Origin of the sequence: Streptomyces sp. NPDC091682 (assembly GCF_044756625.1) — a bacterium.
GTDB lineage: Bacteria > Actinomycetota > Actinomycetes > Streptomycetales > Streptomycetaceae > Streptomyces.
Window position 1 is genome coordinate 453,876 of the sequence record NZ_JBIVTH010000004.1, and the last position, 21,150, is coordinate 475,025.

A 21,150-nucleotide genomic window follows, 5' to 3' on the forward strand; every position below is an offset into this window, starting at 1 on the left:
TCGATCAAGCGTGTTCAGATCATGGGTGCGTTGCAGGAGCGGTTCCCGGTGTCGGGTGAGGTGGATCCGGAGCGGATGGGTGAGCTGAGGACCCTTGATGACATCGCGGGGTTCTTGGCTTCGGCTTCCGGCGCGTCGGCTTCGGTCGCTCCAGTCCCTGCTCCGGCTCCTGCCGTAGAGGCTCCCCTCGTCGTCACGTACCCCGGGGCGAACGGCGTGGGACGTACCTTCGCGGCCGTACGGGAACTGCCGGCGCCCTGCCGTGTCGTAGGGGCCTACCCCGAGCGTCGTACCGCGCTCGTCATGGACGACGGGTCGACGCTGACCCGTCCGCTGGTCGCCGGGCTGCGGGCCGACGGCTGGCGGGTGGAGGTCGTCACGCTGCCGGGCGCCGCGTCCGCGGTGGAAGCCGACTCCGTACGGTCCCTCCGTACCTGGGAGGAGGACGAGCTCGCCGGGGTCATCACCGCCCAGCGGCTCGACCTGGTGGTGCAGGTGGCCGCCCTGGCCGGTCAGGAGTGGGCCGAGGCGGCCCGCCGCCTGGCGCACACCGTGCTCGTGGCCAAGCGGGCCCAGGCGTCGCTGAAGGCCGCGGCCGCGGCCGGCGGCAGGGCCGCGTTCGTCGCGGTGACCCAGCTGGACGGTGCGAACGGCTACCGCGGCAGCGGCGCCGGATCGGCCCTGCTGGGCGGCGTGAGCGGACTGGTCAAGACGCTGGCGATCGAGGTACCGGCGCTCTTCACCCGTACCGTCGACTTCGCCCCCGGCCTGGACGACCGCACCGTCGCGACGCGCTTCCTGGACGAGATCCACGACGTGTCCGTCGACACCGCCGACGTGGGCCACGACGCGGAAGGACGGCGTACCGTCGTCCCGTCCGCCGAGCCGCCCGCCGCCCACGTGGCAGCCGTCCCGGAGATCGGTGTACAGGACCTGCTCGTCGTCACCGGTGGCGCCCGCGGGATCACCGCGGACTGCCTGCAGGCGCTGGTGGAGGCCCGTCCCGCGGGTCTGCTGCTGCTCGGCCGCAGCCAGGTGACCGCCGAGCCCGAGTGGTCGGCGGGTCTCGAAGGGGCGGCGCTCAAGGGCGTCATCGTCAAGCGGATCGTCGCCGCGGGGGAGAAGCCCACCCCGCGCGGGGTCGAGGCGGTCTACCGCGAGGTGACCGGCAGCCGTGACGTGCGGGCCAACCTCGACCGGCTGCGGGCGACCGGCGCCACCGTCGAGTACGTCGTGGTCGACATCACCGACGCGGCCGCCGTCCGGACCGCCCTCGCCCCGTACGCCGCGCGCGTCACCGGTGTCGTGCACGGCGCGGGCGTCCTGGCCGACCGGCTGATCGCCGACAAGACGTCGGAGGAGATCCACCGGGTCCTCGGTACGAAGATCGTCGGCCTGGGCCACGTACTGGACGCGCTCCGCGGTACGGCCGCCCTGCGCCACCTGGTGTTCTTCTCCTCGGTCGCCGGATTCTTCGGCAACCGCGGCCAGTCGGACTACGCGGTGGCGAACGAGGCCCTCAACCGGATGGCGGTGCGCCTCAAGCACGAGCTTCCCTCGGCTCGCGTGACCTCCGTCAACTGGGGTGCGTGGGACGGCGGGATGGTCACCGACGACCTGCGCAGGATGTTCGCCTCGCGCGGTGTGGTGCTGGTGCCGGTGGCGACCGGTGCGGGCATGTTCGCCGAGCAGTTCACCGCGGCCCGCGGGCAGGACACGGTCATCGTCGCCGGCCCGCTGACACCGCTCTCCGCGCCCCCCGCGGCCGACGCGTCCGCCCCGGCGTCCCTGCTCGTCGACCGCACGCTCGCGGACATCGACGCCGATCCGGTGCTCGCCGACCACGCGATCGGCGGCAAGCGGGTGCTGCCCGCCACCGCCGCGCTGGGTGCGCTCGTCAACGCGGCGGAGCGGGTGACCGGCAAGCCGGTGACCGAGGTGACCGCGTTCAAGGTCTTTAAGGGCCTGGTGATGGACGCTGCCGAGGGCGAGGGCCCGACCGCCTCACGGCTGAGGCTGTTCATGGAGCCCGGACCGGCGGCCCGCCCCCAGTCGGTCGAGGTGCTGGCCTCGGCCGTGGACGATGCCGGTCAGAGCAGGCCGTCGTACGGGGCGGGCCTCGCCACCGACGAGCTCACCGCTCCGGCGGACCGTACGGACCTCGCCCGTGCCGCCCGAGAGGCGACCCGCACCGATGCGGGCCCGCTCTACCTGGACGGCACGCTCTTCCACGGACCCGCGCTGCGCGGGCTCCGCTCCGTGCTGGTCGCGGAGGAACGGCTGCTGCTGCTCGGCGCGCGGCTCGGTGACGGGCGGCCGGCGCGCGGCGCGTACCACGGGCGGTTCCTCAGCCCCGTACTGGCCGATCTGCTGCTCCAGTCCGCGCTCGTGTGGGTCCGGCGGTTCCGCAACCGGGCCTGCCTGCCGATGGAGGTCACCAGGGCCCGCTTCTACGCGGAGCTTCCCGTCGACCAGGACTTCCTGATCGCGGTGGAGAACGTGTCGGCCGGCCCGAGCGGCATCAGCTGCTCGATCACCGCGCTCGACCGCGAAGGCCGCGTGCTCCAGGTGCTGGACGGGGTCACGGTCGTGGAAGACCCGCAGCTGGAAGGCAAGTTCGGGCCGACCGTCGAGCGGACCGGCACCGCGACCGTCTCGGTCTGACGTCCGCCGGACCGGACCCGGCCCTTCCCCGGGCCCGGTCCGGGTCAGGCCCGGTCCGGGCCCGGCCCGGACGGACAACCGACCACCGAACCCCCGACTCCCGAACCGATCCATTCGGACACCCGGAGGCTGACCCAACCATGGGCAAGTACGCGATCGTCGGCCTGGCCTGCCTCTTTCCGGGGGCGGGGACACCCGACGACTACTGGCGCAACCTGATCGGCGGCGTGGACTCACGCACCGACGGGGACGATCGGATCTTCGGGCACGCCCCGCAGGTCCGGGAGACCGACCCGGAGGACAGGCACCGCATCTACTGCACGCGGGGCGGCTTCCTCAACGAGTACGACGAGGGTGCCGAAGGCTTCGATCCGAAGGGTTACCTCCTCCCTCCCGACTACCTGGCCGGCCTGGACCGCTCGTTCCACTGGGCGCTCCGGGTGGCCGGGGACGCACTGGCCGACGCGGGCCATCCCCCGACCGCGGGCGGCCGGCCAGGGCGGAGGACCGGGGTGGTGTTCGGGAACTACCCGTTCCCCACCCCGGCCTCCGGCCGGTTCGCCGGTGAACTCTGGGACTCCGCCGTGGCCCGCGGCCTCGCGGACGCCGGACTGCGCGTGCCCGACGAAGCGATCGCGTCCGGCGCGGCCGCCGCGGCCGCGCCCGGCGCGGTCACCGCCCACAACCTGTGGGCGGGCGGCATGCCGGCCCGCGTGGTGGCGGCCGCCCTGGGCCTGGACGGGCCGAGGTTCACCCTCGACGCGGCCTGCTCCTCCGCGCTGTACGCGCTGAAGCTGGCCTGCGCCCATCTGGAGACCGGGCGGGCCGATCTCATGCTCGCGGGCGGCGTCTGCGCGCCCGATCCGACCGTGATCCACCTGTCCTTCTCCGACCTGCGGGCCTATCCGCAGGACGGTTTCAGCCAGCCCTTCGACGCCCGCTCCCGAGGCATCGTCACCGGGCAGGGGGCCGCGATGATCGCGGTGAAGCGGCTCGCCGACGCACGGCGCGACGGCGACCGCATCCACGCCGTCATCGACGGGCTCGCCCTGACCAACGACGGCCCGGGCAAGCACCTCCTCGCGCCGAACGAGGCCGGGCAGCTGGCCGCGTACGACCTCGCCTACCGCGAGGCGGGCGTCGACCCGTCCGCGATCCAGTACCTGGAGTGCCACGCCACCGGCACTCCGCTCGGCGACAGCACCGAACTGGGCGGCGCCGAGGCGTTCTTCGGCCGCACCCCGCTGCTGGGGTCGGTCAAGGCCAACATCGGCCACCTGCTGACCGTGGCCGGCATGTCCAGCCTCCTCAAGGTCGTCCTGTCCCTGTCGCACGGCGTCATACCGCCGACGATCGGCGTGGAGCGGCCGCTGCCCGGAACGATCGCCGACCGGGTCGTACGCGAAGCCGTGGCCTGGCCGGACCCGGCTCCCGGCGCTCCCCGCCGCGCGGGTGTCTCCGCCTTCGGCTTCGGCGGTACGAACGCCCACGTCGTGCTGTCGGCGCCGGACGCCGCGTCCGCGGAGGCCGCCGCGGACGCCGGTGCCGAGGCCGTCGAGCCGCCGCCGCTCGCCGTGATCGGCATGGGCGCACACTTCGGCTCCTTCGCCACCCTCGACGAGTTCGAACGCGCGGGATACGAAGGGCTCGGCGCCGTACGCGACCTGCCCGAACAGCGCTGGCGCGGCTTCGAGACCGTCGAGAACGGCCCCCTGGACCGGGGCGGGCTGGGCGGTGACGCGGCCCCCCGCGCCGCCTACATCGAGGACTTCGAGGTCGACACCACCTCGTACCGCATCCCGCCCAAGGACCTCGACCACTTCAACCAGCAGCAGTTGCTGATGATGCGCGTCGCCGAGGAGGCGCTGCGCGATGCCGGATACGAGCGCAAGCGCCCGGGCGGCGGCGGGGCCGCAGGCTCCGGTCCGCGCCGGATCGGCGTGGTCATCGGCATGGAGATGGAACCCAGCGCGCACGGTCACGGCTCCCGCTACGAACTGGGCCGCAAACTCACCGAGTGGTGTGCGGCGGCGGGGGTCCAGCCCTCCCCGGAGCAGCTGGCGGACCTGACCCGTGCCGCGCGCGACGGAGTCCACGACTCCATCGAGCCCAACGAGGTCCTCAGCTACATCGGCAACATCATGGCCAGCCGGGTCTCCTCCCTGTGGAACCTGACCGGCCCGTCCTTCACGCTCTCCTCCGACAGTGCGGTCGGTGTCGAGGCCCTGGACGTCGCCCGGCTGCTGCTGCTCGACCCCACCATCGAGGCCGTCCTCGTCGGCGCGGTCGACCTGGCCGCCGGACCGGAGAACACCCTCGCCCGCGAACTCCTCGAACCGGGCGCCGTCCGGGACGGACTGAAGATCCTGGGAGAGGGCGCCGGCGCCGTCGTCGTCACCCGGCCGGACAGCGTGCCGCAGGGACTCAGGGTGTACGCCACGGTCGAGTCGATCGCCGTGCACCACGCGCCGGACGTCACCCCGGGCGTCCGCGCCGAACTCGTGGAACGCGCCGCCGAGGACGCGCTCGCCGCGGCCGGACTCGGCCCGTCGGACGTCGAACTGGTCGAGGCCGCCGGCGGAGCGCGGGCGGCCGAGATCGATGGTCTCGCCCGCGTCTGGACCGCCGGGCGGGCGGGCGGGGAGCTGCACACCGCGCTGTCCTCGGTCCGGTCGGCCGTCGGCGACACGGGCTGTGCCTCCGGGCTCGCCGGGCTCATCCGGGCCGTGCTCTGCCTGCACCACGGGTACTTCCCGGTGGCCTCGGACGGGATCGCGGCGGACGGCACCGACGGCTCGGCCTTCTTCCTGGCCGCCGACTCCCGGCCCTGGCTGCGCGCCCACCGTGACGGCCGGCGTGCCGCCTCCGTCAGCGTCATCGGCACGGCGGGCAGCCACGCCCACCTCGTGCTCACCGGCCGCCAGGTCCGCGGCGAGATCACCGAGGCCGACTGGACCCGGTCCGGCGGGGGAGTGGTCGTACCGGTCGCCGCGGACGACTTCGACGGACTGCTGCGACGGCTGGGCGAACTGCGTTCCGCGGTCGCCGCCGACGGCGCCGGGACCGAGGACTGGTCGGCGGAGTTCACGGACCGGCCGGCGAAGCTCAAGGCCGTGCTCGTCGCCGACGACCCGGCCGGGCTCGTCCGGCAGATCGACCAGGCGCTGAAGGACCTGCCCGGCGTGTGGGAGTCCGGTGGCGAGTGGTCCTCCCCGTCCGGCAGCTGCTTCACCGCGCGGCCGCTCGGCCCCGACGCCAAGGTCACCCTGGTCTTCCCCGGTGCGTTCAACTCCTATCTGGGACTGGGACGCGCCATGTTCCGGGCCTTCCCCGGGCTGCTTCCGCGCTTCGAGGCCCAGGCCGAACTCCCCGCCGAACTGTTGCGCAGCGCGGCGCTCTACCCCCGTTCGCGAGGACCGCTGGGGAGGCGCGAGCTGATGCGGCTCGACGGCGAACTCGTCGAGGACATCCCGCTGATGCTCGCGGCGGGCACGAGCTACGCCCTGCTCTCCACCGACCTGGTGCGGGAGGTGCTGGGAGTCCCGGTGCACGGCGCGTTCGGCTACAGCCTGGGCGAGAGCAGCATGCTCTTCGCCACCGGCGGCTGGGTCAAGAGCGCACGCGGCGACGAGAAGATCAGCGCCTCGCCGCTCTTCGGCGACATGCTGCGCGGACCCAAGCGCACGGTGCGCGAGCTGTGGGGCCTGGGCGACGGGGTCCCCGACGCGGAGGTGTGGGCCACCCATGTGCTGCTCGCGCCGGCCGAGGACGTACGGGCGGCCCTGCGGCGCTACGACCGGGTGTTCCTCACCCACGTCAACACACCCCAGGAGACCGTCGTCGCGGGCGATCCGCGGCAGTGCCGCGACCTGATCGCCGAGCTCGAGTGCCGCAGCGCCCGCTCACCCGCCAACCACGTCATGCACTGCCCCGTGGTGGACGGGGTCCTGACCGAACTCGCCGACCTCAACCGCTACCCGACCGGCGACGTGGGGGACCTGGTCCTCTACAGCAGCCGGCACTACGAGCCCGTGACGGACTTCGACGCGGACGCGGTGGCCGAGAACATCGCGGTGACCCTGCGCGAGACGGTGGACTTCCCGCGGCTGGTGCGGCGTGCGTACGATGACGGCTACCGCTGCTTCATCGAGGTCGGCCCCAGCAGCACGTGCTCGCGGTGGATCCACGAGACCCTGGCCGGCGAACCGCACCTGTCGGTGTCCGTCGACCGGCGGGGCGCACGGGGGGCGTCCGACATCGCCCGCCTGGCCGCCCGACTCGCCGCCCACGGCATCCCCGTCGACCTCGGCGCCTTCGCCCCCCTCCCGCACGGCCGTACACGCCCGTCGCCGGGCCTGCGGCGCTTCCCGACGGGCGGCGCCCCGGTCCCGCCCCTGGTGACGGCGGCCGCGGCCCCGACCGTAGAGGTCCTGCCGAACGCTCCGGCGCGGCCGGCCGGACCCGTCACCCCGCCCGCACCCCTGTTCGTGGCGCCGGCCGTACTCCAGCCCGTGGCGTCGGCGGCATCTCTGCCCGTGGCGCCGGCCGTACTCCAGTCCGTGGCGCCGGCCGCGCCCCTGACCGGCTCCGGCGTGTCGAATGCCGGGCCCGCCGCCCCTCCCCGTACCGCCCCGATCACCCCGGCCGCACCCGTCGTCTCCGCCACCCCTGCAGCCCTGCCCGCCCGCCCCACCGCGCCGGTCGCGGTGCTCGTGGGCGGCGTCAATGCCGATCCGGTGCCTGCCCAAGGCCCCGAAACCACCACGGAATGGGACACCGCGATGCCTACCCAACCCTCCGCGCAGCCGCCGGCGCCAGCCCTGGCTTTGGAACGGGAGCCCATCACGATGATCCCGGCCGCCGGTGCCGTGGCACCGCCGGACGGGCCGCCCGCGATCACCCCCGACACGCCGCCCAGGACCGCGGTCTCCGGCGCGCCCCTGCCCGTGCCACCGGTCGCCAAGAGCCCGGCGCGCGCGAGCGACGAGACCACCGCCGTACTGGTGCGCGGACTCCGCAGCGAGATGCTGGAGGCGCACGGCGAGGTGCTCGCGGCCCAGCGCGAGCTGCGTGACGAGCTCGTCGCCCTGCTCACCACCGGGGACCACCCGACGCCCCGCCCGCCCAAGCCCGAGGGCGTCGTCTGGGACGAGCACGATCTGCTGGAGTTCGCGACCGGCAAGATCGGCAATGTCTTCGGCCCCCGCTTCGCGGAGATCGACGGCTACCGCCGCCGCGTCCGCCTGCCCGCCCCGCCCTACCACTTCGCGACCCGGGTCACCGCCCTGGAGGCCGAACCGGGAGAGTTCAAGCCCTCCTTCATCCGTACCGAGTACGACGTGCCGGTGGACGCCTGGTACGCGGTCGACGGACAGGTCCCCCCGGCCGTCACCATCGAGGCCGGCCAGTGCGACCTGCTGCTGATCAGCTACCTCGGCGCCGACTTCACCAACCGCGGCGACCGGGTGTACCGCCTGCTCGACAGCAGCCTCAGCTTCGTCGGCGACCTGCCCCGTGTCGGCCAGACCCTGCGCTACGACATCTGGATCGACCAGTTCGTGCAGCAGGGCGACACCCTCCTCTTCTTCTTCCACTACGACTGCTACGCCGACGGCGAGCTGATCCTCAAGCTCAACAACGCCTGCGCCGGCTTCTTCACCGACGAGGAGCTGGAGAGCTCCCTCGGCATCCTCCAGGCGAAGGTCAGGCCGCCGGTCGGCGACGGCACGTTCTCCGGTTCCAGTGCGTTCAAGCCGCTGGCCCGCACCGACCGCACCGCACTGGGCGCCGTCGACCTGGCGCAGCTCGCCGAGGGCCGGATCGCCGAGGTGTTCGGCCCCGGGCACCGTCAGCCCGCCGGCTGCAACACCTCGCTGAGGCTACCGAGCGAGCGGCTGCGCATGGCCGACGAGGTCACGGTCCTCGACCGCAAGGGCGGCCCGGCCGGTCTGGGCCGCATCGAGGCCGTGAAGCACCTCGTGCCGGACGGCTGGTACTTCACCAGCCACTTCCCGGACGACCCGGTCCTGGCCGGCTCGCTCGTCGCGGAGGGTGCCGTACAACTGCTGGAGGTGTACGCCCTCTCCCTCGGCCTGCACCTGTCCTTCCCCGACGCCCGTTTCCAGCCCGTTCCCGGTCTGTCGACGGAGGTCAAGGTCCGCGGTCAGATCACCCCGGACACCGAGAAGATCGAGTACCGCGTCGACATCACCTCGCTCACCCTGGTGCCGCGTCCGGCGATCACCGCCGACGTGGTCGTCCTGCGGGACGGCAAGGCGTCCATCAGCGTCACGGGCCTCGGCATCCGGCTGGTGGAGAAGCCGGGCACCCCGTTCCGCCCGGAGACGGGCGGCAAGGTGCCGCACTTCCTCGGCCGCCTGAGCCCGGCCACCGGGCAGCCGGCGCTGCTCAGCGAGTTCCACATGGCGCACGCGGCCAAGGGCGACCTGGCCACGGCGATGGGACCCGAGTTCGAGATCTACGCCAACAGCCGCGCCCCGTACATCCCCAACGGCGACTTCCTCTTCGTCGACCGGGTCATGGCCCTCGAAGGCACCCGGGGCGTCCTCAAGCGCGGGGCCGTCATGGTCACCGAGTACGACTCCCCGGACGACGCCTGGTACTACGACCACAACGGGCACCCGCACATGCCCAACTGCGTCTACATGGAGTCCAGCCTCCAGGCGGCCATCCTGCTCGGCTACTACCTGGGCGCCACGCTGCCCTTCCCCGACGAGCAGTTCAGCATCCGCAACCTCGACGGGCGCGCCACCCTGGTCAAGGACGTCGACCTGCGCGGCAAGACCATCCAGCACCGGTCGACCCTGCTGTCCAGCGACCAGATGCCGGGCTCCATCCTGCAGAACTACAGCTACGAGCTCTCCGCGGACGGAGAGGTCTTCTACACGGGCGAGTCGCTGTTCGGCTACTTCAGTGCGAAGGCCCTGGAGAACCAGGTCGGCCTGGACAAGGGCAAGCACGTGGCGCCCTGGCTCGACCGGCACGCCCCGCGCCCCGCGGACGTCCGCCGCGTCGACGTCGCCGCCTACCGGGCCGCCGAGGCCTCCCGGCCGGTGCCCCGCCTCGGCGCGGGCCACCTCGACCTGGTCGAGTGGGTCGACGTCGTGCCCACCGGCGGCGACCACGGCCGCGGCTACCTGCGCGGGCACCGCTCCATCCGCCCCGACGACTGGTACTTCTCCTGCCACTTCCACCGCGACCCGGTGATGCCCGGTTCGCTCGGCGTCGAGGCCCTGCTCCAGGGCCTGCAGGTGTACGCCGTGGAAACCGGCCTCACGGACGGTCTGGTCAACCCGCGCTTCGCCCTCCTCTCCGGTGCCGAGACGACCTGGTCGTACCGCGGCCAGATCCTGCGCGACGACCCCGACATGGAGTTCGACGTGCACATCAAGGAGGTGCGCCGCGAACCGGGCCGGATCCAGCTGCTCGGCGACGCGAGCGTCTGGAAGTCCACCCTGCGGATCTACCAGCTCGGTGGCATCGGCATCGAGATCCACCACGACCAGGTCTGATCCCGCGCACGACCGACAGGAGACGCAGCATGACCACCGATCAGTACCGCCCGCGGTGGACCGGGCGGGGAGAGCCGGCCGTCGGCGACACCGGGGTGTACGAGACCCTGATCCGCCTCGACGAGCCCGTCTACATCGTGCGCGGGCCGTACGGCCTGGGCGCGGCCGCCGGCGGTGAGGTCACCTCCGGCGGCCGTCACGAGATCGTCGCCGCCGTGCCGCCGCTCGGACCCGAACGGCTCGGCAGCGCCGCCTTCCTCGCCGCGCACGGCCTCAAGCAGGCGTACATGAGCGGCGCCATGGCCAACGGCATCGCCTCCGCCGACATGGTCGTCGCCATGGCACGCGCGGGCTTCCTCGCCTCGTACGGCGCGGCCGGACTGCTCCCCGAGGCGGTGGAGAAGGCCCTGATCCGCTTCCGCGACGAGATCCCCGGCCTCGGCTACGCCTGCAACCTCATCCACAGCCCGAGCGAGGACCGGCTGGAGCGCACTTCCGTCGACCTCTTCCTGGCGTACGGCGTGCCCTGCGTGGAGGCGTCCGCCTTCCTCAAGCTGACCCCCCACCTGGTCCGCTACCGGCTCGCCGGTCTGCGCACCGGCGGCCCGCACGGAGTCGTCGCCGCCAACCGGGTCATCGCCAAGATCTCCCGTACCGAGACGGCCGAACTCTTCATGCGGCCCGCACCGGAGGCCATGGTGCGGGCGCTGCTCGCGGACGGCCTCATCACCGAGGAGCAGGCCCGCCTCGCGCCCCGGGTCCCGCTCGCCGACGACATCACCGTCGAGGCGGACTCGGGGGGCCACACCGATCGCAGGCCGCTCCCCGCCCTGCTTCCCGTCATCATGCGGCAGCGCGACGCGATCATGCAGGAGGCCGGCTACCCCGAGCGCATCCGGATCGGAGCCGCCGGCGGCATCGGGACCCCGGACGCCGCGGCCGCCGCGTTCGCCATGGGAGCCGACTACATCGTGACCGGCTCGATCAACCAGTCGTGCCTGGAAGCCGGCACCTCCCCGCGGGTCAAGGAGATGCTCGCCCAGGCCGGCATCGCCGACTGCGAGATGGCCCCCGCGGCCGACATGTTCGAGATGGGTGTCGAACTGCAGGTGCTCAAGCGCGGCACGTTCTTCCCCATGCGCGCCAAGCAGCTGTACGAGCTCTACCGCACGTACGACGGCATCGAGGCGCTCCCGGACGACGTGCGCGCGCGGGTCGAGCAGCAGATCTTCCGGCGGCCGCTGGAGAGCGTCTGGGAGGAGACCGCCGAGTACTTCCGGCGCCGTGACCCGGCCCAGCTCGCCCGGGCGGAGGGCCATCCCAAGCGGCGGGCGGCGCTCGTCTTCCGCTGGTACCTGGGGATGGCGTCGCGCTGGGCGAAGACCGGTGAGGCGGACCGTGCGGTCGACTACCAGATCTGGTGCGGACCGGCGATGGGCAGCTTCAACGCGTGGGTGCGCGGGACGTACCTGGCCGCGCCCGAGCACCGCAGGGTCGCGGACGTGGGCCGGCAGATCATGACGGGTGCGGCGTTCCACCAGCGGCTCGCCATGCTGCGGGCGGCCGGCATCGCCTTCCCCGCGGGCATCGCCACCCGACCGTCGCCGGAGGACTCCACGTCCTACGACTCCGCCGTCGGGGTGGGGCAGTGACCACGGTGTTCCCGCCCGCCGCGGCTGACGTGGCTGACGCGCCCGTGGCTGACGTGCCCTTCGCCGAGGCGGAGCGGCTGGACCGGCTGCTCGGCGACCCCTGGGTGACGGACAACCCGTTCGGCTTCGCGGCCGGCGCGGCCCGCGACGCGGCGCAGGAGTACCCGGCGGCGGCCGAGGCGCGGCTGCGCGCGGAGGGCTTCCACCTGTGCCACCTCCCCGCGGCGCTCAGTGGAAACCTGCGCTCCTTCGAGGACACCCAGATCCTGGTCCGCGCCTGTGCCCGCCGCGACGTCAACGTCATGCCCGCGACCATGTTCAGCATCTCGGCCCTCATGACTGTCCTCGCCGCAGGTACGGAGGCCCAGCACCAGGTGGTCGCCGGTTGGCTGCGCGAGGGGCGCACGATCGCCTTCGGGCTGTCCGAGGAACAGGCCGGCAGCGACGTGCTCGCCAACAGCTGCCGGCTGACCGGCGAGGGAGCGTTGCACGGCACCAAATGGCTGGTCGGGCGCGGGAGTTCCGCCTCCGCCGCCGTGATCGTGGCCCGCACCGCGGAGCGGGGTGCGGGCGCGTTCACCGCGGTCCTGCTGGGGCCGCGGGAGCTCGCCGACCCCCGGGTGCGGCGGCTGCCGCCGCAGCGCACCACCGGGATGCGCGGCATTGACTTTGCCGACCTGGAGTTCGACGGGCTCGTCGTGGCGCCGGACGCCGTCGTCGGCGAGGTCGGCAGCGGCCTGGCGGGTGCGCTACGGGCCCAGCAGATCGTCCGGCTGATGAGCACGGCGGGCTGCCTGGCCACCGCCGACACGGCGCTGCGCACGGCGCTCCGGTTCGCCCGTGAGCACCGTACGGGCGGCGAGCGGGTCGCGGACACTCCGTACGGCTCGCGCGAACTCGCCCTGGCCGCCGCCGAACTGATCGCCACCGACCTCACCGTGCTGGCCGCCGCACGCCAGGTGCACGTCGCCCCCGGCGCGTTCGGTCTGGCGTCCTCCGTCGTCAAGCACGTCGCCACCCGTCTCACCGCCGCCTGCGCCACCCGCTCGCGCGCCCTGGTTGGCGCCCGCGCGGTGCTGCGGGACGGTCCGGGCGCGGTGCTCGACAAGGCGGTGCGGGACAACGCGATGGTCGCGGTCATCGACACGAGCGTCCTCGGCAACCTGCGCGCCCTCGCGATGCACCTCCCGGCCTACGCAACCGTGTTCGCGGACGACCCGACCGACGACACGGCCCGGGAGGCCCCCGACCCGGCCCCGGAGCGGGAGCGGCGGCTGCGCGCCGTGTTCGCCCTGGGCGACCAGGAGCTGCTGCCCGAGCTCCGGCCCGCCGCCCTCGACCTCGGCGTACGGCCGAAGGACGAGGTCCTGCTCGGGTTCGCCGCGCACGCCGGCGCGATCACCGCCGAGCTGTCCGGCCGGGGCGAGGCCCGGGCCGCGGAGCTGGTCGCCGAGGTGCGGGCGGCACTGGCTGCGGTGGTCCGTGACGCGGCCGACGCGCAGCGCGACCGCGCCCGGTCGGCGAAGGTCTCCCCGGAACCGCTGGACCTGGCCGATCGCCTCTGCGTGCTCTACGCGGCGGCCTCCGCCGCTCTGGCCTGGTGGTACCACCGCGACCGGGCCGGCCTCTACGGCGGCGCCGCCCCCGGCGACACCGGGTGGCTCACCGCCGTACTCGCGCTGCTGACCGCCCTCGCCGACGGACGGGACCCGCGCACCGCGGCGTACCGGGATCTCGCTCCGGCGGGTCGGCTGGTCACCGAACTCGACGCGAAACAAAGGCTGTTCACCGCCCTCCCGGTGCGGCTGAGCGACTCCGGCGAGCAGACGGAGAACGACAGGAACGACAGGAACGACAGGAACGACGAGAACGAGGAGGTCGAGGAGCGATGACCGATCTGCCGGCCCTCATGGCCGAGCTGGAGCGCCACCTGGGCGACCCGCACGACCCGGACGGGCCCATGCCGTACAGCCGCGTCCTCGACCTGGACGAACGGGAGGAGTACCCGCACGAGTTCGTCGATCTGCTCGCCTCCTGGGGCCTGTACGACTGGATCGTGCCCGCCGAGAACGGGGGGCGGGCCGTGGACGTGCAGGACGGCTTCAACCTGTACCGGCTGGTCGCCCGCCGCGACCCCACGGCCGCCACGGCCATGGTCCTCACCAGTCTCAGCTACATGCCGGTGTGGGTCGCCGGCACCCCCGAGCAGCGGCAGCACTTCGCCGACGTGATCAGGGGCGGCGGCAAGCTGGCCTGGGGCCTGTCCGAGCGGCGGCACGGCAGCGACGTCCTCGCCAACGACACCACCGCCCGGCGGACCGAGGGCGGCTGGCTGCTGGACGGCGAGAAGTGGACGATCGGCAACGCCACCGTCGCCGATGTCGTCATGGTCTTCGCCCGTACGTCGGACAAGGGGGGACCCGGCGGCTATTCGATCTTCGCCGTCGAGAAGTCCGCGGTCCCCGCCGAGCAGCTCGAGCACCTGCCCGACGAGCCCTTGCACGGCCTGCGCGGGCTGGACATGAGCGGAGTACGGCTGCGGAACTGCTTCGTGTCCGACAGCGCGCTCGTCGGTCGGGCCGGGCAGGGGCTGGAAACGGCGCTCAAGAGCAGCCAGCTGGCCCGTGTGGCGATCGCGAGCATCGCGATGAGCTGCGTGGACACCGCGCTGCGCACCACCCTCGACTTCGCTACCCAGCGGATGATCTTTGGCGGTGCGGTTTCCGAGGTGCCCTACTCCCAGCGACAGCTCGTGGAGAGCTACGCGGACCTGCTGGTCGCCGACGCGCTCACCACCGGCGCCGTGCGCAGCCTCCAGCTGAGCCCGGACCAGGCCAGCATCTGGTCGTCGGTGGTGAAGTACTTCGTCCCCACCTTCCTGGAGGAGACGCTCGGCCGGCTCGCCATCGTGCTCGGCGCCCGTTACTACCTGCGCTCGCACCCCCGGCACGGGATCTTCCAGAAGGTGCTGCGGGACTTCGCCATCTCCAACTTCGCCGACGGCAACACCGTGGTGAACCTGAAGAACATCGCGCTGCAACTGGACAAGCTGCTGGCCAACGCGATCGGTCAGGATCCGGCGCTGGTGGCCGGCGCGGTGGCGAGGACCGGAACGCTCTTCGACCCGGCCCATCCCATGAAGCCCTATCGGCCCGCCGAGCAACAGCTGTTCAGTCGGGGCGTGGACGACCCGGTGCTCGCCCTGCGCTCCGCCGTCGACGAACTGCACCGGGCCGCGGCGGCGGCCACCGCGAGCGACGCGTCGCGCCTGGCCGCGGCGGCGGACACGGCGGGGGCGATCGTCGACGAACTGGACCGCATCGCCGAGGAGCACCGCAAACTCGTCTCCGACCTCGGCAAGGGAGTCGGACAGTCGTCCGAGCTGTACGACCTGGCCAAGCAGTACACCGTCGTCTCGGCGGCGGCCGCCGTCGTTCACCTCCACCTGCGCGGCCACGACAGCATCGATCCGGGGCTGCGCTCGCCCGCGGTCCTGCTGGTCTGCCTGGAGCGGCTGCTCAAGCGCTTCCACCCCACCCGGCGGGTCACCGGTCCGCAGGAGGTCGCCGAGGTCGCCGACGTGCTGTTCTCCGCGCACCGCGAGGGCCGGCTCTTCTCGTTCCGGTCCTTCCCCGTCAACTGGTAGATCCAGGAAGGAGACCGATCCCATGGACAGCGCGGCCCCGTTTGCCGACCCGCTCGCCGACACGGCCGAGGTCTGGCTGCTCGCCGAGGAGGACGTGGACAGGTTCGCCGAGGCGACGGGCGGCGTCGCGATGCTGACGGACGAGGAGCGGGCCCGGCACGACCGGCTCCTGTTCGCCGCCGCCCGGCGGCGCTTCCTCGGCGCCCGGCTGCTCTCCCGGCAGGTCCTGTCCCGCTACGCCGACGTGCCGCCGGACTCCTGGCGGTTCCGGGCCGGCATGTACGGCCGTCCCGAGGTCGAGGGGTGCGCCTGGGGGCTCGACTTCAACATCACCCACACCAACGGCCTGATCGCCGCCATCGTGGTCCGCGGGCGGACCGCCGGCGTGGACGCCGAGGTCACCCCGGCCAACCCCGAGGCGATGCAGTTCGCGCCGAAGGTGTTCACCCCGCTGGAGAACGAGGTGCTCCGCCGCAACCGGGAGGACCAGCGCGGGCACGCCTTCGCCGATTCGTGGGTGGCCAAGGAGGCGTACACGAAGGCCACCGGTATGGGCATGTGCCGGGGCTTCGACGCCTTTTCCGTGCACCGGCTGCGCGACGGGGGCCTGGCCGTCGTCGACGAGGACATCCCCGAGACGGAGCGGGACCTGTGGCAGGTGCAGGTCCTCCAGGTGTGGGACCGGTTCGCGCTCGGCGTGGCCATCCGGGCCGACCGGAGCGACACGGGGCCGTTGCCGGTCCGGCTGCGCTCGGCCATCGCGGAACTCCTGCCGGACGGGGCGGACGGGGCGCACTCGTGACCGGCGCCGCGGCGGCGGGCCGCCGCTGTCCACCTGTGGCCGGTCCGCTAGCTGACGGCCGATCCCGCTTGCTGCGCCGGTCCCCCAGCGGATTCCATGGATTCCACCCCGCCCAAGGCACCCGGAATCGTCGAAGAGCCCCCCACGAAGGGAATTCTCATGTCACGTAAAGGGAACGCGGAACTGCTGGCGGGGTGCGCGCGCGGAGAGCAGGCCTGCTGGGACGAAATGGTGGAACGATTCGGCAGACTGGTCTGGTCCGTCGTGCGAAGCCATCGAATGAACGACGTGGACGCCGAGGACGTACGCCAGCTGACCTGGCTGCGACTCGTACAGAACGTCGACCGCATTCGCGACCCCGAACGCATCGCCGACTGGCTCGCCACCGTCGCCCGCCGGGAATCCCTCAAGGTCCTCGCGCGGAGGAAGCGCCTGGTCATGGTCGGTGACAGCGAGACCCTCGACGGGCTCTCCGGCCACAGCGAGAGCCCCGAGCAGATCACCCTGCGCGCCCAGCGCAGGGAGGAGACGCTGCGGGCCATCGACACGCTCTCCGAGCAGTGCCGCGGCGTCCTGATGCTGGCGCTCGCGGATCCGCCGGCCTCGTACGACGAGATCTCCACCGCCCTGTCCATGTCCGTCGGCTCGGTGGGTCCCATCCGCACCCGCTGCCTGCGCCGGCTGCACCGCGTCCTCGCCGCCGCCGACGCGGGTGAACGCCTCCCGCAGGAGGCCCTCCGTGCTCGCTGCCGCCCCGACCGGGTACGTCCGGACGTGTCCGGTCCGCGGCGCTTGGAGGCTCTGGTGGGGGGAGGCCCCGAAGCGTCGGCCGGGCAGGCCAGACAGGAGTGATGAGCATGTCCCACTACGACGTGAACGAACTGGTGCGGTCCATCGTCATCGACACGCTGGGAATTCCCACCGACCTGTACCACGAGGACCTGGTCTTCTCCGCCGATCTCGGACTGGAATCCCTGGATCTCCTCGACATCTTCTTCCGTATCGAATGCAGTGCCCCGGTCGTCCTCTCGGTCGAGAAATGCGGACGGTATCTCCAAGGAGAGGTTCCCGACGCGGAGTTCTGCGACGCCCGCGGAATCATCAGCGGGCGCGGACTCTCACGGCTCAACACCGTCATGCCCCAGCTCGACGCCGACCGCTGGGCGGGAAAGCTGACCCTCGACCGCATGCTCGCCGAGCTGTCCGTCGGAAATCTCATCTCGATGGTCGAGAACCTGCTCGCCGAAGGGCAGGCCGCCCATGCCTGAGCACGACAACGGCGTCGTCAGGGTGGGCAGCTACAGCGTCGACAAGGACACCGTCGAGCGGCTGATCGCTTGGCACGGCTCCGAGGCGCTGCGGCTCCCCGCCGGAGACGGCTCGGCCGTCCGCTGGGCGCTGCGCCAGGCCACGCTGCGTGCCCTGGCCGCGCCACCGCGGGTCGCCTGCCAGTGGCGCGACGTCGACCTGCTCGGCACCGGTGAAGGCCCCTGGACCCTGGTGTTCCGGGGTGAGGTGGCCGAGTACGCGGAGACCGTCCTGCACGGCGACGTCTCCCTCTCGGTGACCACGGGAGCCTCCCGGATCACCGCCCACGCCGTCCTGACCCGCGCCGGCACCACCCGTCCCTCCCCCCGAGACCCCTCCCCCCGAGGCCCCTTCCCCCGAGGCCCCCTCCCCCGAGAAACTGAGGTACTCAGGTGAGCACCGTCACCGAAGCCGGACTGCTGACGAGCCGCGAGATCATCACCGGTGAGGAGCTGGGCAGTGTCCCGCTCGCCTCCGCCGGTGCCGTGCTGTCGGCGGCCCGCCGGGCGGCCGCGGCGCAACCGGAGTGGGCCGCGCGGACCGCCGCCGAACGCGCCGCGATCCTGGGCCGCGCCGCCGACCTGCTGCTGGAGCGGGCCCAGGAGGCCCAGGACCTGCTGGTCCGCGAAGGCGGCTCCATCACAGGCAAGGCCTTCTACGAGGTCCACGCGGGCGCCGCCGAGCTGCGCCACGCCGCCGAACTGGCCACCGCCCCCGAGGTGCCGCACGGCCCCGGCTCCGACCCGGGCCGCGACAGCGAGGTACGGCGCGTACCGCTGGGCGTCGTCGGGGTGATCGTGCCCTGGAACTTCCCGCTGCTGCTCGGCATGCGCTCGGTCGCCCCCGCCCTCGCGCTGGGCAACACCGTCCTGCTCAAGCCCGATCCGCACACCCCGCTGAGCGGCGGCCGCCTCTTCGCCGAGGTGCTGGCCGAGGCCGGGCTGCCCAAGGGCGTCCTGGAAGTGGTCCACGGCGACGCGGAGGCGGGCGCCGCGCTCGTCCAGTCGCCGGACGTGGCCATGGTGTCCTTTACCGGATCCACCGAGGTGGGCCGGGAGATCGGCGCCACTGCGGGACGGCTGCTCAAGCGCGTGGTGTTGGAACTGGGCGGGCAGAACGCCTTCGTCGTCCTGCCCGACGCCGACGTCGAAGCGGCGGCCTCCGCCGGCTCCTGGGGCTCCTTCCTGCACCAGGGCCAGATCTGCATGGCCGCCCGCCGCCACCTCGTCCACGAGGACGTGGCCGAGAGCTACACGGAAGCCCTCACCCGCCGCGCCGCGGCGCTGCGCATCGGCGACCCCTACCGTACGGACGCCCAGATCGGGCCGATCATCGACCAGGGGCAGCTCACCCGGATCGCCGCCGCCGTCGAGGACGCCGTCGCCCAAGGCGCACGCCTGGTCACCGGCGGGCGGGTGCAGGGGCAGTACTTCCCCCCGACGGTCCTGGCCGACGTGACGCCGAAGATGTCCATCTTCCACAACGAGGTCTTCGGCCCCGTGGCCACCATCACCTCCTTCGCCGACGAGGAGGAGGCCGTCGGGCTCGCCAACACCTCCGACTACGGGCTCACCGCCGCCGTCTACACCGCCGACACCGACCGCGGCCGGGCCCTCGCGGCCCGACTGCGCTGCGGGGTGGTCCACGTGGGTGACCAGACGGTCAACCACGACCCCCAGCTGCCCTTCGGCGGCATCGGGGCCTCCGGCAACGCCTCCGGCTTCGGCGGCCGGGCCGCGCTCGACGCCTTCACCCGCTGGCACACCCTCACCACCAGTACCCCGGCGCGCACTTACCCCTTCTGAGAGGAAACCATGGACCTCAAGGTCGTCAAAGAGCCGCGCATCGCCGCGCCTCCCGAGGGCACGGTGGTGCTGCTGATCGGCACCCGGATCAACAAGTTCTGGATGGTGCACCGCTGGGTGCCCGTCATCGCCTCGATGATCCCGATGCTGATCGAGCTGAAGAAGAACAAGGACCACGGATTCCTCTACTCGCGCGCCTGGTTCAACCGGACCGTGATCATGCTCCAGTACTGGCGCAGCATGGACGATCTGATGCGCTACTCGCACAACACCACCGGCAAGCACCGTTCGATGTGGGCCTGGTTCAATCGTGCGGTCAGGAACGACGGCGCCGTCGGCATCTTCCACGAGGCCTACATAGTCGACCCCGAGCGCATGCACTCGGTCTACCGGAACATCCCCCTGTTCGGCATCGCCGCGGCCACCGAATCCGTCCCGCAGCGGGTTCGTCCCCCCGTGCCGGGCGGCAAAGCCGCCAAGAAGGCGTGAGGCCGCCGTGACCCGGCCACGGGGGCACCCGGAATGCCAGTTCCATCTGCTGCGCGCCCCGTCGGAGTTCGAGGTCCCCGGGCCCGGCCTGCACACCACCGTCCCGATGCACCGGAAGGTCTTCGACCACCCCCGGTTCCACCGGGGCGACATCGCGACCGACTTCCCCGAGCGACACCTCGCGCTGTGAGCACGGCCCCGGAACACGACACCGTCATGTCCGAAGGCCCGCTCACCCCCCAGGACGTCCGCGTCTACCGCCAGCTCCTGGAGGTGTCACCGGACGCGGACGAGGGAGCCGAGCAGCTCGGCCTCTCGCCGGCGCAATTCGCAGAGTCCGTCGGCCGGCTCACTGCCCGGCGGCTGCTGCGCCCGGACGGGCCGTACCGCCACGAAGCCCTCTCCCCGGGGCTCGCCGCGATCTCGCTGACCGCCGCGTCCCACGTCCAGGTGCACGAGCTGATGCGCCGGATCGACACCACGCGCCGCGAGCTGGGCCCGCTGGGACCGTTGTACGAGCGCCATCTGCGCCGGGAGCTGGAGGGCAGCGCGACCGAACTGCTCACCGACGGCGAGGCCGTGCGCCACCGGCTCGCCGAGCTCTCGGCACAGGTACGGCACAGCGTCCTCACGGTGCACCCCACCCTGGGCAGCCCGGAGACGCTGCGCGCCGCCCGGGAGCTCGACCGTGACCTCCTCGACCGCGGTGTGCGGTACCGGACGGTGGTACCGCACACCGCCCGCCGGCAGCGGGAGGCGCTACATCACATGACGCTCCTCGGCGGCCTCGGCGCCCAGGTGCGCACCGCCGCGGTGATACCCGGGCGGCTGATCCTCCTCGACGAGGACATCGCGGTCGTCCCCACCGGGACGGGCGGAGCGGCCGTGCTCCGCGATCCGACCGTGGTCACCTTCCTCACCGTGATCTTCGACCACATCTGGGAACACGCGCGTCCGGTCACCGTGAACGGCGAGGGCGACGAGGTTCTCGAGGATGTGGAAATGGCCGTCCTGCGGCATCTGGAGCGCGGCAGGTCCGACGACTTCATCGCGCGCAAGCTCGCCGTCTCCACCCGCACGGTGCGCCGCTATCTGGCCGGACTGTGCGAGAAGCTCCAGGTCGAGACCCGGTTCCAACTCGGCGTGGCGGCGGCCCGACTCGACCTTCTCGGCGACGAGCAGGAGCTGGACGACCAAGGATAGAAATTCCTGATCGGGGGCATCGGGAATCCCCGTCGGCACGGCTGGACCG

At 72.6% G+C, this 21,150-nt stretch carries 13 protein-coding genes; all 13 read left to right on the top strand.

The features are described from left to right. The first annotated feature begins 216 nt into the window (after positions 1-216). The 13 genes from ACIQK6_RS12755 (at position 217) to ACIQK6_RS12815 (ending at position 21,101) form a co-directional block, all read left to right on the top strand. On the top strand, positions 217-2,664 hold the full coding sequence (locus ACIQK6_RS12755; RefSeq protein ID WP_402694771.1) for an SDR family NAD(P)-dependent oxidoreductase: 2,448 nt from the start codon (positions 217-219) through the stop codon (positions 2,662-2,664). Positions 2,665-2,804: 140 nt separating this feature from the next. Next, positions 2,805-10,196 (top strand): beta-ketoacyl synthase N-terminal-like domain-containing protein, encoded by a 7,392-nt coding sequence (locus ACIQK6_RS12760; RefSeq protein WP_402694772.1) that lies wholly within the window; start codon positions 2,805-2,807, stop codon positions 10,194-10,196. 29 nt (positions 10,197-10,225) lie between these two features. Next, positions 10,226-11,848: a PfaD family polyunsaturated fatty acid/polyketide biosynthesis protein gene (locus tag ACIQK6_RS12765; RefSeq protein ID WP_329100014.1), complete on the top strand. Its 1,623-nt coding sequence runs from the start codon at positions 10,226-10,228 to the stop codon at positions 11,846-11,848. Beyond that, positions 11,845-13,740 (top strand): acyl-CoA dehydrogenase family protein, encoded by a 1,896-nt coding sequence (locus ACIQK6_RS12770; protein WP_402694773.1) that lies wholly within the window; start codon positions 11,845-11,847, stop codon positions 13,738-13,740. The genes ACIQK6_RS12765 and ACIQK6_RS12770 overlap by 4 nt, the downstream gene beginning before the upstream one ends. After that, a complete protein-coding gene (locus tag ACIQK6_RS12775; RefSeq protein ID WP_402694774.1) occupies positions 13,737-15,494 on the top strand; it encodes an acyl-CoA dehydrogenase family protein in 1,758 nt (585 codons plus the stop codon). Before ACIQK6_RS12770 ends, ACIQK6_RS12775 begins: the two co-directional genes overlap by 4 nt. A gap of 22 nt (positions 15,495-15,516) precedes the next feature. Continuing rightward, a complete protein-coding gene (locus ACIQK6_RS12780) occupies positions 15,517-16,296 on the top strand; it encodes a 4'-phosphopantetheinyl transferase superfamily protein (protein ID WP_329100011.1) in 780 nt (259 codons plus the stop codon). Between the two features lie 159 nt (positions 16,297-16,455). After that, positions 16,456-17,148 (top strand): RNA polymerase sigma factor, encoded by a 693-nt coding sequence (locus ACIQK6_RS12785; protein WP_402694775.1) that lies wholly within the window; start codon positions 16,456-16,458, stop codon positions 17,146-17,148. 5 nt (positions 17,149-17,153) lie between these two features. Next, a complete protein-coding gene (locus tag ACIQK6_RS12790) occupies positions 17,154-17,564 on the top strand; it encodes a hypothetical protein (protein ID WP_329100008.1) in 411 nt (136 codons plus the stop codon). Further along, positions 17,557-18,000, top strand: a complete 444-nt coding sequence (locus tag ACIQK6_RS12795) for a hypothetical protein (RefSeq protein WP_329100007.1) — start codon at positions 17,557-17,559, stop codon at positions 17,998-18,000. The genes ACIQK6_RS12790 and ACIQK6_RS12795 overlap by 8 nt, the downstream gene beginning before the upstream one ends. Then, positions 17,997-19,409, top strand: coding sequence for an aldehyde dehydrogenase family protein (locus tag ACIQK6_RS12800; RefSeq protein WP_329100006.1), 1,413 nt, complete (start codon positions 17,997-17,999; stop codon positions 19,407-19,409). Before ACIQK6_RS12795 ends, ACIQK6_RS12800 begins: the two co-directional genes overlap by 4 nt. Before the next feature lie 9 nt (positions 19,410-19,418). Further along, entirely contained in the window at positions 19,419-19,898 is a 480-nt protein-coding gene (locus ACIQK6_RS12805; protein ID WP_329100005.1) for a DUF4188 domain-containing protein, read from the top strand. Positions 19,899-19,905: 7 nt separating this feature from the next. Next, the gene (locus ACIQK6_RS12810) at positions 19,906-20,088 is read left to right on the top strand and encodes a hypothetical protein (RefSeq protein ID WP_329100004.1); all 183 of its coding nucleotides are present in this window, start codon (positions 19,906-19,908) and stop codon (positions 20,086-20,088) included. Further along, a complete protein-coding gene (locus ACIQK6_RS12815) occupies positions 20,085-21,101 on the top strand; it encodes a LuxR C-terminal-related transcriptional regulator (protein WP_402694776.1) in 1,017 nt (338 codons plus the stop codon). Before ACIQK6_RS12810 ends, ACIQK6_RS12815 begins: the two co-directional genes overlap by 4 nt. Positions 21,102-21,150: the final 49 nt, after the last annotated feature.